At 47.9% G+C, this 12,978-nt stretch carries 11 protein-coding genes and 1 pseudogene; 3 read left to right on the top strand and 9 right to left on the bottom strand.

Features of this window, described 5'->3' with window-relative positions; all coding sequences use genetic code 11:
* Positions 1-677: 677 nt before the first annotated feature.
* Positions 678-872, bottom strand: coding sequence for a sigma factor-like helix-turn-helix DNA-binding protein (locus PM3016_RS37185; RefSeq protein ID WP_238540586.1), 195 nt, complete (start codon positions 870-872; stop codon positions 678-680).
* A gap of 5 nt (positions 873-877) precedes the next feature.
* Entirely contained in the window at positions 878-1,615 is a 738-nt protein-coding gene (locus tag PM3016_RS08555; RefSeq protein ID WP_014369138.1) for an SDR family oxidoreductase, read from the bottom strand.
* Positions 1,616-1,798: 183 nt separating this feature from the next.
* Here PM3016_RS08555 and PM3016_RS40705 point away from each other — a divergent pair, with 183 nt between their 5' ends.
* Entirely contained in the window at positions 1,799-2,041 is a 243-nt protein-coding gene (locus tag PM3016_RS40705; protein ID WP_081484311.1) for an AraC family transcriptional regulator N-terminal domain-containing protein, read from the top strand.
* Positions 2,004-2,087, top strand: a pseudogene (locus PM3016_RS38075) (helix-turn-helix domain-containing protein); the annotation flags it as partial. The gene PM3016_RS40705 and the pseudogene PM3016_RS38075, both read left to right, overlap by 38 nt.
* A 185-nt stretch (positions 2,088-2,272) precedes the next feature.
* On the opposite strand, the gene PM3016_RS08550 reads toward PM3016_RS38075, so the two are convergent.
* The 4 genes from PM3016_RS08550 to PM3016_RS08535 all read right to left on the bottom strand — a co-directional run bounded on the left by PM3016_RS08550 (position 2,273) and on the right by PM3016_RS08535 (position 8,004).
* The gene (locus PM3016_RS08550) at positions 2,273-3,190 is read right to left on the bottom strand and encodes a helix-turn-helix transcriptional regulator (protein ID WP_014369137.1); all 918 of its coding nucleotides are present in this window, start codon (positions 3,188-3,190) and stop codon (positions 2,273-2,275) included.
* A gap of 83 nt (positions 3,191-3,273) precedes the next feature.
* Positions 3,274-4,398: a winged helix DNA-binding domain-containing protein gene (locus PM3016_RS08545; protein WP_013915082.1), complete on the bottom strand. Its 1,125-nt coding sequence runs from the start codon at positions 4,396-4,398 to the stop codon at positions 3,274-3,276.
* Positions 4,399-4,441: 43 nt separating this feature from the next.
* Positions 4,442-5,608 (bottom strand): epoxide hydrolase family protein, encoded by a 1,167-nt coding sequence (locus PM3016_RS08540; protein WP_014369136.1) that lies wholly within the window; start codon positions 5,606-5,608, stop codon positions 4,442-4,444.
* A 1,109-nt stretch (positions 5,609-6,717) separates the two neighbouring features.
* Entirely contained in the window at positions 6,718-8,004 is a 1,287-nt protein-coding gene (locus PM3016_RS08535) for an IS110 family RNA-guided transposase (protein ID WP_014369135.1), read from the bottom strand.
* Positions 8,005-8,239: 235 nt separating this feature from the next.
* Here PM3016_RS08535 and PM3016_RS08530 point away from each other — a divergent pair, with 235 nt between their 5' ends.
* Positions 8,240-9,517, top strand: a complete 1,278-nt coding sequence (locus PM3016_RS08530) for an IS110 family RNA-guided transposase (protein ID WP_014369134.1) — start codon at positions 8,240-8,242, stop codon at positions 9,515-9,517.
* Between the two features lie 419 nt (positions 9,518-9,936).
* Here PM3016_RS08530 and PM3016_RS08525 read toward each other — a convergent pair whose 3' ends face one another.
* The 3 genes from PM3016_RS08525 to PM3016_RS08515 form a co-directional block, all read right to left on the bottom strand.
* Positions 9,937-10,662, bottom strand: coding sequence for an NADPH-dependent F420 reductase (locus PM3016_RS08525; protein WP_013915079.1), 726 nt, complete (start codon positions 10,660-10,662; stop codon positions 9,937-9,939).
* A 303-nt stretch (positions 10,663-10,965) separates the two neighbouring features.
* A complete protein-coding gene (locus PM3016_RS08520; RefSeq protein ID WP_014369133.1) occupies positions 10,966-11,967 on the bottom strand; it encodes a quinone oxidoreductase family protein in 1,002 nt (333 codons plus the stop codon).
* Positions 11,968-12,095: 128 nt separating this feature from the next.
* Positions 12,096-12,839 (bottom strand): NADPH-dependent F420 reductase, encoded by a 744-nt coding sequence (locus tag PM3016_RS08515; protein WP_014369132.1) that lies wholly within the window; start codon positions 12,837-12,839, stop codon positions 12,096-12,098.
* Between the last annotated feature and the right edge of the window lie 139 nt (positions 12,840-12,978).

The following is a 12,978-nucleotide window of genomic DNA, read 5'->3' as shown; positions in this document are numbered from 1 at the left end:
CTAAAATCTGTCCTCAATTAAGTTTATGTCTAAGTGTTACTGTCATAAAGTTACGCAGTTGCTGCAGGGTCTTATTCAGCTAACGTTCCCAGATAGTCTAATCATTTTTCCAGTCAACATCATCATGTAAGCTTAGATAATACAAACATTTTCCCTTAAGCACTTCAATACTAGGGAATTTATCTTCGTATACAAAATGGTAATTCCCTTATCTTTTCTAGTCACATTTTCTCTTACATGGATAGCATCCGGAGCAATACTTCCAATTAATAAACTTGGAGTTGGCTTGCACAAATAAAGTTCTGAAGCAATAGCAAAATGGACCATCGGAATCGGATAAAGAACCTCCGCAGATAAATGGAAAGGATAATGTACGTCAATATACTACCACATATTGGAACCATCCTACCCACTACTTCAATGAAAAATGGAGCAGCTGCCGCGGCAAACTGCTCCTGTATCGTTGAACTATCGTTTTCCGTTAGCTTAGTTGCTGTTTCGTTCATTCATTGAACTCTAAAATATATATCGAATTCCTTTACCTGCGAATGGCTCATCTTGGATATCTGGGAATCACATGAAAATGCGACTGAAATATATGTTGCCCGCATGGCGAAAGGCGGCATCGACATACGTCCTTCCTCATGGAATAACGCAACCAGTGCATCGAGATCGAATTATTCAAAGGCTTCCACATACCGTGCCAGCAGCTCCCGGTTCGGTTCAACACCGCTCAACGTGAAATCGTCAGAACGATGCTTTTCACGATCCAGTGTTTCTCTTGCCCTCTGCAAAGCGCTATTAACGGCTGCCGGCGACATGTCCAACGTTTCTGCAATCTGCTTGGAGGGCCATTCAAATACATCCTTCACAATATTCAATTAAAGCCGCCGTTTACGCGAATCGTTTGTCCAGTTATCCAATGGGCTTTGTCGCTGACGAGCAACTCGAGGACATTCGCGATGTCCTCCGGTTCGCCGAGCCGTCCGAACGCATTCATTTGACGGAACGAATCGACTAACTCCGGTGATTTGCCGTCCAGGAACATATCGGTTGCCACTTGCCCGGGTGCGATGCAATTGATGACAATGTTCTTGGGACCGAATTCCTTGGCCAATTGACGTGTCAACTGCTCGATCGCTCCTTTCGTTGCGGCATAAACACTGTATGTTGGGAGCATAGCACCAGAGACGGACGTCGAGAAGTTAATAATTGTTCCGCCTTGCGCCATATGTTTCATCGCTTGTTGACAAGCAAAATAAGTTCCTTTCACATTGAGCGCGAAATGCCGATCGAAAATCTCCTCCGACATGTCCGCGATCGCATGGTTTTCCATGATGCCAGCATTATTGACCAGTATGTCCACACGCCCGAAACGCTCTAGCGTCTCCGAAAACAACACTTCAACTTCGTTCACCTTGCTCACGTCGGCTTGAATTGCCACCGCATGGCCGCCAAATTGCTCAATCGACTTTACAACCTCGTCCGCTTTGCCCCGGCTCGAGGAATAATTGACAGCCACTTTCGCTCCGGATCGCGCTAATTGGATAGCCACTTGGCGACCGATGCCACGCGACGCCCCGGTGACGATCGCGACTTTTTCATTCAAACTCATTTCCTTTCCTCTCCTTTATCAAGTTTGGGTATATCCGTTATTTCCCAGATATTGCAATTTCATTATAGTATGTAATTTTAGCATGCCGTTAGATCATTCCTGTTCGATCCTTGCCTAATTCTCTTCCGTCTCCCAATATAAAGTAATAATCAACCTTTCTAGATAGGTTGACCTACATGGACAATGGACGAAACGCTCCGTATGGAATACACCTTGCAACAATTGGCAATTTTAATATGTCGCCATGCTCCTAATGCCGGAACTTATCGGACGGCAGTTCCTAATTTATCCGTGATGCATGCCTCTCAATTGTCGGAACCGCTGGAATCCGTCTACCAAGCATCCATTTGCATCGTGGCGCAAGGCGCTAAGACGGTCACGTCACGTCCGTGTCGGCTACGAAAGCCCGTCCCAATTCAGCCGTGAGTATGCCCGTATGTATGGCCGACCACCGACGCGGGACGTACTGTAACTGCAAGTTTTTTCAATTAACGATTTCAACAGAAAGAGAACGTCCCGAATTGACGTTCCCCTTCTTATCTCATTTAGTTTTTATTAGCAACCAATCGGATAAATCCAACATATTCACCGGCATCCTTTTTGAGAACTGCACGGCAGGTTGATAGCTCCTTTTCTTTTGCTCGCTCTTAGAAGTGCTTACTCGTAAAGCTCGGACATCTTCTGGATTTGACGTTTTATATTCATCATTAATTCAGGGGGGTCTATCACCTTCACCATACAGCCGTAGCTCAAGATTTTCTGAGTTGCACGTTCCATGGATGAAAAATATGTGGTTAGTGACAGGGTTCCGTCAGAATTGACAAGGGCTTGATCGAAGCCGAATTCATCATGTACCCGGGTTTTCATCTCCGATTGAAACCTTAATTCGGCTTTTACCTTCTTAAAATCGACTCTGTTCATGAATTGTTGTTCGACATCCTGCAGTGAATAATCTCGCCTTACATACTGCTCCGGTAAGATCTTCAATTCTCCTATACGGGACAAGCGAAATACGCGAACATCCATCCGGGTCAGACAGTAGCCATACACATACCAAGTATATCCTTTGAGGAAAAGACCCATGGGTTCCAACTTGCGTGCGGATTCCACACCTTTATTATCCAGGTATGTGAATGAAATCACATTTAGATCTCTAATCGCTTGGTGCAATGGGCCCATGTGCACTTTATCGTTTGGCGCCGGCTTGAAATCGAGATCCATATAAATCTGATCTTTGGCTGTTTTCTGCTCAGGCATGATCGCACCAATACGTTCTATTAATCGATCTATTTCGGAGTGATCCGTCGCGGACCGTACTCCGCGCAAGGCAGAGCAGATGGACGAGAAATCTTCCAAAGATAAAACCTGTTTCTCCAATCGGTAGCCGTGCATAATCTCATACCCTCCATCCGATCCAGCGAAGGACACAATGGGGATACCGGCTTGATTGATGGCTTCCATATCGCGATAGATTGTTCGCAGAGAAACCTCGAATCGCTTGGCAAGGACCGTAGCGCTGACGCGGGGCTGATTTAATAGCGTAATTGTAATCGCCAGCAAACGGTCCAGTTTCATTGAACGACCTCCGATCCGGAACCCTGCAATAGGCGATACCATCCATATCTTATTCTACCCGCAGATGTTTGGGCCTTCCATGTTTAGCTGTTAGTGAAAATAATCTCGGAAGCTGCGGCATGCGCACCCGCAAAATGAAGCATTCGAGCTCCCTCTTCAGACAGGGCATCTCGTTCTTGCATGGAAAGGCCGCGAAAGGAATTTATATGCAGAACGCCACAATCACGACTGTTCGTCAACTTCCAGGTTCCAACGACAAAGCCATCGATAAGAATGGTCGCACGGATGATTCCATTCGACGTAAATACGCGCTTTCGGTACGAATCCTCCATGATGCGGCCGCGGTCCGAGTAGGACAGCAGCATATTATCGAACTCGCCTAGGAACCTCGGTGCAGATGGGGTCTCGGCATCAGGCCGCGGTGCATCTGGCAGATCGAATAACTTCTCGCCCCTTTCATTTCGGAATGTGACCAGCTGCGGACAAAGGGATTTTATGTCTTCTGAAATACGTGTTAGTCCCGACCAAACTTGTATATCCTTCACTGTAGCCGGTCCGAATGCGGCCAAATAGCGCCGAATGAGCCATTCCGGCTCGGACTTTGAGGATAGAGGCCGGCTTAACCATGTTTCCACGGACGTATGAAGAGCCTGTCCGCCTTCCCCCCATATGCCTCGCGGCGGTATTTGCACTAGCGGTATCCTATTCCGAACCACACCGGCTGCTGCCTCTGGGTCGAGCCCTGACCCATGTTTGGAGAGTCGTATTCCCAATTCATGGAACGTCATAGGCTCCTTTTCGACTAGTTCCCTTCCGGCTGCAGCAAGTGCTTCTTGGTCAACTCCTTGAAGCTGCTTGCCGAAAGCCCCCTTCAAGCTGCGGTCCATAACAGGCTGTAGTAAGGGCCGCAGTCGCAAAGCATCCCGAGCAGTGACCAAGTGCAAGGTCGAACGCATCAGCGCCATGCGTACCACCTGCCTTTCCCGCAAAAGCCCGGACAATTCTTCATGCCGAAAATCTTCTATTCGCGACCACAAACCGAAATAAGGGGCGTTCGGGGACTGCGACTGCATCCCAACCAGCTTCTCGATGGCCTCTAAGATGGGAAGCTTCACACGGCTAAGCAGCATTTGCCTTGCCAGCAAGGCGCGATTCAACTCGCGGTTACAGAGTACTTTGCCTTCCGTTTGCGCTTTTTTCACGTCCATGTTTGCAGCTCCCATCTTCTATTACCATCATTTAAGTTTAGTATTAGCGGAATCTTCGAAAGAAAGCCTGAATGTCAGGGATTAGAAGATCCGGCGCATCCATCCCTGCAAAGTGGGTTCCCCGTTCAAATTCCGACCACTGCACAATATTCGTATTGTCACGTTCAGCAAAACGCTTGATCGATTTGAAATCATGTCCGAACACAGCCACACCTGTCGGAGTCGTATTCGGCCCCTGCGGCTCCAGCCTATGATTGTGCGCATTCTCATAATACAAACGAGCGGACGATTCCGCCGTATTGGTCAACCAATACAAAGTGACGTTAGTCAGGAATGCATCCCGGTCGATAAAATCCACATGGTCGCCAAAGCCGCAAAATAACTCGGCAATCCAAGCAAGCTGACCTGATGGTGAATCTGATAGCCCATAGGAGAGTGTTTGCGGGCGTGTGGATTGGATCGAATTAAAGCCTGCCCGTTCATGGAAATTGGCTAGGAATTGGAGCTTCTGCTGATCTTCTTCCGATGAGCCGGCCATCTCCGCCGGATCTCCGGAAGGGAAAGAAAACAGCTGCAGCACATGAATACCGCGAAGACCATCCGGCTTCTGAATGCCAAGTTCTCTAGACACGAGTGCACCGCAGTCGCTGCCGTGAGCACCATATTCCGTATATCCCAAGCGCTTCATCAGAGTATCCCACGCTTTCGATATGCGGGCGATATCCCATCCGGAATCAAGGGCCGGCCCCGAGAAACCAAATCCAGGTACGGAAGGAATGACCAGATGGAACGCTTGTGCCGGGTCGCCGCCGTAACTGCGAGGATCACTGAGCGGACCGATCAGCTCCAAGAACTCGACAATCGAACTGGGCCAGGCGTGAGTAAGCAGCAATGGAAATGCGTCAGGCTCAGGCGAACGAACATGTAAAAAGTGAATGTTGGCTCCATCGATATTTGTAGTGAATTGCGGGTACTTATTCAGTCGAGCTTCGAATGCCCGCCAATCGTATTCGTTCTGCCAATAGGCTGCTAACTCTTTCACGTAGTCGAGCGAAACCCCATATTTCCATCCAGATCCGCCTACTGCATCCGGCCAACGAGTCCGGGACAACCGATTCCGAAGATCATCAAGATCCTCTTGCGGGATGGAGATGCGGAACGGACGAATTTCTGTTTTTTCCTCGGATTTGATCCGTCTTGAATGGGTCATGGGGTTTCCTCCTTGAAATGGGTTTGTTGTTCTTGCTTACAATACCCATATTAAACCATGCACCCTGACAACATTATGTCAGGGTGCATACGGCGGGGATTTTTAATCTCTTCAATCCATCGAACTACTCCAAACTCATATCAGCCAATACGCTTTAACAGGCCCCTACACGCTTAGCTCCAAAAAACTTGCTGTTATTTGTGGTACGGTTCACCGGAGTTAATCTTCAAGTATCCTCCCTGTTACTTCAATGAAGAAGGGAGCAGCTGCCGCGTGGTTCCGCTAAAAATTTGTTTCTTCTTGATGTCTCATATAAACACTTCTCTCTTTAAATCCAAGCGATTTCCAAAATGCATATCCAGTATTGTTCCAATACATAACTTCAATATCTATATTTCTAGTATCCAATACTTCGAGCAACTTTTCAAAAGCCAATTTTCCTCTGTATTGATGAACCCCCTCATTCTATCTTTCAACTGTTTGAGGTTCATTGGATTGTCATGTTTCTCATCTTCAATAAGTTGCTTGTTTAGAACAGACAGAAGGTCCAGATCTTCATCTGAGCAAATTCGTACGGAGATTTCGTTCCATTAGATCACCCCTGTTATCTAGCGTTTATAAGGAAAATTCGCGAGTTGGATAAATTAATCCTCCAAGTTAACGCAATGAAGCTGCCGATCGTGTGCCGGCAGCTCCTTCCTGGTTGTTTTTAGCTATCGTTCCTCTTCCCTCAGTATTAAGGATTTATCTCACGTATGCTCACTCATTCGCAGGATTTCATAACCTTGAATTGCCGGAATAAGTCAGGAAATAAACCACAGACATCCATAAGATCAGTTTTTGGGTATGCGGGAATAGAAGAAACGCTCAGATACATTTCCCTGGGGTCTTCTCTACTGCACGCATACTCCACAATCCCTTGGAGACTAACCATCCCAAGGCTCTACGGGTCTGTGCCCTTACATTCCTTCGTTACACCTGTCCAAGGTGTGGAGACCGATAGCGTTTAGCGGATGGGTCTGTGCCCTTTTGAGGAACGAACTCGGTCCTCCGTGCTTTCTTTGTTCGAAATCCTGCGAATGAGTCAACCCACGTTTGGGCTTACATTCTTACGCTGCTTGAACCGAAGTGTGCACAGTTTTTTCAGGAGTGAAGGACTCTCCACTGTGTACCATTCCAATTAATATCCGCGCCAGTTTCCCCAGCAATTTAAGTATCGACTTCTGTTTGCTCATATGCTTCACTTTTAGATTATTTTCATGTAACTGCCGGAAGATCGGATTGACTCCTATCAGGGTTAGGGTAGCAAGATACATGTACTTCCGGAGAACGGCACTCCCTCGCTTGGAGAGTATAACCTCCCCTTTACGTTTTCCCGACATGCTTTCAGCCAGGTTTAACCCAGCTTTCCGCAGCAATTGACGCCCGTGAACATACTGAGCTAAATCGCCTGCGCCACAGAGAATAGCCGCAATATATATGGTGCCCAGACCTTTAACTGAGCGCATTTGGCCAGCAATTGGGATGTCTTCGAGCAGCATTGCGACTTCTTTTTCAATCTGCTCTAAATGACTTTCAATTCGTTCATACTCTTCAATTAACCGCACTAGATCCTGCTTAGCCTCACGGAGCGACGTAACATCCCCAACACTCCGATTCGCTTTAGAAAGCAGTTCCGCGGCTTTCTGAATACCTGAGCAGCCGCCGGCTCGCTGCATATGTTTTCTCCAACCTGTAATAATCTCTGCAGTGGAGAGGCCTCTCAGATCAAGTGGAGACGGGAACTCCTTCAGTGTCGCTAAGGAGCGTATACCCGTCCATTTTTTAAAGACAGAAGCATATTCGGGAAAGCGAATATCCAGCCAGCGAACAATACGATTTTGCAATCGAACGCTGTTGGTAACCCAGAATTCCCGGTCACTCATCATGACTCTCAGCCGCTGAAAGCTTGCAGACTGCCGACTATATTCGTAGTAATAGCCACGGCTAACGACATCTGCAATAACCAGTGCGTCCTTTGGATCACTCTTGGATTGACAGTTATCCCGATTTTCTTTGTTCCTTTTGGTTGTTGCCGGGTTTACCAACACCACATGGATCCCTAGATCAACCAGCCAATTGGCCAGGTTATACCAGTAATGTCCTGTTGGCTCCATACCGACAATGAAGCTCTTTAAGCGGTGTTTTTGCTGCAGTGACTCGATCCAGCGCTTGAGCTTTTCAAACCCTTCCGCAGTGTTCTTGAAGGCAAGATGCCGATTGGAAAGGACGATTCCCCGGAAGTTGGTGGCTTGTGCGACATGAGTTTCCTTGGCCATATCAATTCCTACAACGAGGTGCGAGGTAGTAATTCGTTCAATCCGTTGATTTTGTGCGTCAGATTGCTTAAACTTCATAGTGAGGAGCGCCTCCTTGATGGTGTATTGGACAAACCCATCATACCGAGGCGCTCCTTTTTTAACAAAGCCGATTTCTTAGGCTATACAGGAATGTTTATGTTTGTGCAACTATCGTTTCCCGTTAACATTCCTGTAGGTCTTAAGAGATCCGATTTGCAGAAAAATGGACGCCTCGCTAGGATGAGTATGTACTGGGTTGCAGCCCTCAGAACTCACCTTAGGAGGCGTTATCATGAAGTCTAATCTAATAAAGTCTCAAAATCAACGTGTAGAGCGAATCTCTACTTCCACACTGGTTATAGGCATCGACATTGCCAAGGAGAAACACGCTGCACAAGCCATTAATTTTCGAGGAATTGTCCTCACCAAGCGCCCCATTTTATTTTCGAATGACCTTGCTGGTTTCGAGCATTTAGAACAGAGCATTCGGAAATTACAGAAGATGCACGGCATGAATGACGTCGTTGTGGGTATGGAGAGCACCGGCCATTATTGGTTCAATATCGCCAACTGGTTGGTGGGTCAAGGAATTGATGTGGCTCTTGTCAATCCAATGACAACCAAACGCAATAAGGAAAACAGAGATAACTCTCCTTCCAAGAGTGACCCAAAGGACGCCTTGGTCATTGCCGATGCAGTGAGCCGCGGGTTTTACACGCCCTTTGCTCCAAAGGATGAAGCATTCCGCCGTATACGGGTTATGGTTACAAACAGAGAGCACTGGGTTGTTAAATCTGTACGTATTAAAAACAGAATCCACCGCTGGCTCGATATCCGTTTTCCCGAATACAGACAAGCATTTGATGACATTTTTAGTGATCGCTCATTGGCTACCTTGCGCCGGTTTCCAGCCCCTTCTGACATATTGCAGCTAACCTCGGAGCAAATGGTGCAAATCTGGAGTGAGTACATGACCAGACCTGGCGGTGAGCGCGGTAAGAACAAGGCGTTAGAGCTTCAATCACTTGCCAGACATAGCGTGGGAGACACGAGTGCCCTTGAAGAAGACAAATGGGAATTGAGGCACCTCATTGAGGAATATGAGAGAATACGCCGAATCATTGATGAAGCAGACCAGATGATTGAAAAGGCGCTGCCTGAAATACCTTGTTCGGATCTCATTCGATCTGTAGGTGCCTCCGTTCCTGCAACGGCTGCCATATTAGCATTTGGCGGGGACTTACGTAAGCTGTCTCACGGGAAGCAGTTATTACGAAAAGCAGGATTGAACTTAGCAGAACGAAGTTCTGGCAAGTATAAGGGACAAATTAAGCTCACCAAACGAGGCAACTCATTATTACGTAAGCATTTGTACTTCACTGTGTTTCACCTGTTATCTTTTAATGGAGCTTTCCAAGCCATGCATGTACACAATACCGAAGTGAAACGAATGACGAAAATGCAGTCCATGATGAAGTTGATTGGGAAACTGGCTCGAATCCTTGTAGCCTTGGCGAGGGAAGGACAGGCATTTTCCCCCGATAAGGCCCAGCCACCATTAGCAGCTTAAAATTAAGACTTGTAACCCAGACACGTAGATTGGCTCATTCGCAGGATTTCACAAAGAAAGCACGGAGTACCGAGATCTTTACGCTTTAGGGCAAAGACCCGTTCCGTTAACGTTGATCGGACTCCACACCTTGGATAGATAGGACGAAGGAATGTGAGGGCATAGACCCGTCGAGATTTGGGAGAGTAAATCCCCAAGGACCTTGTGGAGAGAGGCGTGCAGCAGAATTATTTTATGGAAGATGTTGTAAAATGAATCAACACCTTCTGTTCCCGCATGCGCTCAAACGGATTTCCTGGCCCTTACTCTCCACTCATCTGAGTTCCTATGTGAAACTTCCATGTGAAATCCTGCGAATGAGCGAGCATTCGTGTGAAAATCCTTATTCTTTGAGGGAGCTTAACGTCAAAACTTAGGATTTAAAATATTTCCCTATTTACATTAATAACATCTTTATGTGTGTATCCACCTATAGACGCTGAAAGCTTCTCTATCGCCTGATCTCTTAATAACGGGGCTTTTTCTTTTTTCGCCTTCGTTAATGCTTCGGTTAGATCCTCTTTAGTTAGTTCAGTACAGTACGCAGGGGTTCCTGGCTGTTGTCTCCACGAATCGCTTAAAGAACCACCATCAACGGCATCGAAGCCTAGTTCATCTGCGACACCCATGATTATTTTTTTATGGGACAGGTTATCACCAGCAATCGCTATGGCAATGCGTCCATCAGTCCCTTCGGGAGCTCCACGATGTTCTAATGTATAGGCTAAGAAATTGTTGAAAGCTTTAACGATAGGTCTACCTAAATGATTGGATACCCAAACACTTTCAACCATCCCTTTTTCAACCTCCTCAATTTTACCATTTATTTGAGGATAATAATTTGAAGTGTCGACAACAATAACTTCCTCTCCAACTTTATCTACAATGTTGCGAATGCTTGGCAGCGCATGGAAAGGGATAGATGTTATAAGAACATCAATATTTTTAACTACATCTTCTACGGTCACAGGTGTTCCTGTAAGTTTTTTTCCTTCCAAGCGTTTCATTCCACGGGCATCTGCAATCTTGACATCATGTCCATTCTCAACCAATTTTTTAGCAATATTAGATCCAATTGGTCCTGCACCAATAATTCCGAATCTCATTTTCATTCTCCTATTTCAATTTGAATTGACCTGTTAACAAGTTGATGATTGAGTTCCTCGTACAATAACTAATCCTGATTGTCGGTCACGGAGAGTTGCCAGCGCATTCACAGCACTATCAAAATCATGGACAGAGATGGGAAGGGGAATGATTTTCCTTTCTTCCAGCTACAATCCGCACGCTCTTTTTTGAGCGAACTGTGTGGAGTGCTCCGGTAATAGGATACCCCTTCCATGAGATATACAAAGGATTAGAGACTCCCCATGTTCCGCTAGCACAACCAATCAGCACAACACGTCCTCCTAAAGTGGGCCGGGACCTGGATGGCTTACGCGGGCAACCAGCTTACCGTTAACACCCCCACCAAGACGTTCAAGCGCCTCAGGCACATCAGCAAAGGATACGACCCGGTCGATCGGCACGGTGATTTTCCCTTCGGAGAACAGTCGCCCAAGTACGGTAATTGCCTCATCACGCTCATCTGGAGTACGCACACTGTGCAAAGCTCCGGTGACCGAGATGCCATGCATAAGGATCTTGAACGGCTCAATCTTCGGGAAATCTGAGCCACCAGCGAAACCGATCAGTACATATCGTCCGCCGATAGCGATTGCATCGAGCGCTTGTTCGACCAAGGGCGATCCGACCGTGTCATAAACGATGTCGGCACCCTTGCCTCCGGTCAACGCACGAACCTGCTCGCTCATCGAGCCCGTGCCCAGTTCGATGACATGGTCAGCTCCTTGTTCACGGCAGAACGCGGCCTTCTTCGCATCGCGTACGGTAGCAATTACGTTCAAACCCAGAGCCTTGGCGAGCCGGATTGCAGTCGAACCCGTTCCACCCGTTCCACCGAGCACCAATAGCGTCTCGCCCAACTTTGCGCGAGCGCGATTGACTAAGCCGACATAAGCAACGTGATACGTTCCTAGAAAAGATGCGGCCTGCTCGTCGGACATGTCATCGGCTGCAGTCACCGCTCCGTCGCCTGACGATAGACAATATTCCGCCAATCCGCCGGAGCCGGCAGTGAAGTTGACACCGCTGATTACTCGCCTGCCGACGGGAAACGGATAGCCCGGTCCCGCTACCTCGACAATGCCAACAACCTCTTGACCGGGAGTTACCGGCGGGGTCGGCGTTAAGAAATATCGGCCTTCAAGCATCATGCGATCAGGCAGGCCGATGTTAGTTGCCAATACTCTAAGCAGCGCCTCACCCGGTCCTGGTACCGGAACGTCGATATCTACCAGCTTCAGGACATCACTGGGTTTGCCAAATGTTTCTGCACGCCAAGCCTTCATTTTCAATCGCCTACTTTCTCGATTTATTTTCTCAATCCAGCGCATCACAGCCGATACGATAAGCCTAACCATGCTGTAGCAGTGCGTCAGATAAATCGCCCTGTCGCCAGGACCGGGCGCCTAATCATTTACATGAACAGTGCTCTAGCGATCCTCACGACCGTTTCAACGTCAGGAGATGACCGTTCGCCGACCCGCTCCGCGAATACTTGAGCGGATAGATCACGGCGTCGTGGAAGACGATCCCGCTCTGCCGATTCAAGCGCTGACCCCATCTCGTCATACGTCAGATCGGTAATGTAGACTGGCGAGCTGGGCTGCTGCCGCCAAGAATCTGCAAGCGTGCCCGCGTCAAAGCCATCAAACCCAGTGTCATCTATCAATTCGAGGGCGACTTCGCGGTCACGCGTCCTGTCACCGGCGACGGGAATCGCGATGCGGCCCGGCTGCCCCTTGGACCGTCCTTTTGTCTCGAAGGATGCCATTCCGATTGAGTTCCATGCCTTGGTAATCGGACGTCCGAAATAGTCGCGAACCCACTCGCTCTCGACTTTCCCTGCTTCAAGCTCAGGGTTCTCGCCGTCGCGGCCAGGGAAATAGTTAGAGATGTCGATTACCACCGTCTGCTCGGGCAATGCCGCCACCAGGTGCCTGATTTTCTCAAAGCCTGTATGAGGCATGGATAGGATCGCAACATCTACACCACTCAGCGCATCTTCCGCTGTTGCTGCGCACGCACCGGTTTCCAGCACATCCGCTGCAATGCTATCAGGCCCCCGCGAGTTAGCCACCTTCACATGGTGGCCTGCTGCGGCGAGCTTACGAGCAAGAAGCCTGCCCATAAATCCTGTTCCAAGAATTCCTATTTTCATGGTGATTCATCCTTTCTGTTAGAAATTATTTTTAGGCGGGAAGCGGCATGAACCAGCGGGTTTCGATCCATCAGCCGTAAACGGCTTCCGATTCTGATTCCTCAAGCTGTCTTACTGCTTAGAGGTAATTCATTTTAAT

The organism is Paenibacillus mucilaginosus 3016 (genome assembly GCF_000250655.1).
Classification (GTDB): Bacteria; Bacillota; Bacilli; order Paenibacillales; family NBRC-103111; genus Paenibacillus_G; species Paenibacillus_G mucilaginosus.
This window is presented reverse-complemented; position numbering and strand designations above follow the sequence as displayed.

Excerpts from the sequence above, each read along its gene's own strand:
- PM3016_RS08550 (WP_014369137.1), bottom strand. The coding sequence starts at position 3,190 with ATGAAACTGGACCGTTTGCTGGCGATTACAATTACGCTATTAAATCAG.
- PM3016_RS08530 (WP_014369134.1), top strand. The coding sequence starts at position 8,240 with ATGAAGTCTAATCTAATAAAGTCTCAAAATCAACGTGTAGAGCGAATC.
- PM3016_RS08535 (WP_014369135.1), bottom strand. The coding sequence starts at position 8,004 with ATGAAGTTTAAGCAATCTGACGCACAAAATCAACGGATTGAACGAATT.
- PM3016_RS40705 (WP_081484311.1), top strand. The coding sequence starts at position 1,799 with ATGGACGAAACGCTCCGTATGGAATACACCTTGCAACAATTGGCAATT.
- PM3016_RS08545 (WP_013915082.1), bottom strand. The coding sequence starts at position 4,398 with ATGGACGTGAAAAAAGCGCAAACGGAAGGCAAAGTACTCTGTAACCGC.
- PM3016_RS08515 (WP_014369132.1), bottom strand. The coding sequence starts at position 12,839 with ATGAAAATAGGAATTCTTGGAACAGGATTTATGGGCAGGCTTCTTGCT.
- PM3016_RS08520 (WP_014369133.1), bottom strand. The coding sequence starts at position 11,967 with ATGAAGGCTTGGCGTGCAGAAACATTTGGCAAACCCAGTGATGTCCTG.
- PM3016_RS08525 (WP_013915079.1), bottom strand. The coding sequence starts at position 10,662 with ATGAGATTCGGAATTATTGGTGCAGGACCAATTGGATCTAATATTGCT.
- PM3016_RS08555 (WP_014369138.1), bottom strand. The coding sequence starts at position 1,615 with ATGAGTTTGAATGAAAAAGTCGCGATCGTCACCGGGGCGTCGCGTGGC.
- PM3016_RS08540 (WP_014369136.1), bottom strand. The coding sequence starts at position 5,608 with ATGACCCATTCAAGACGGATCAAATCCGAGGAAAAAACAGAAATTCGT.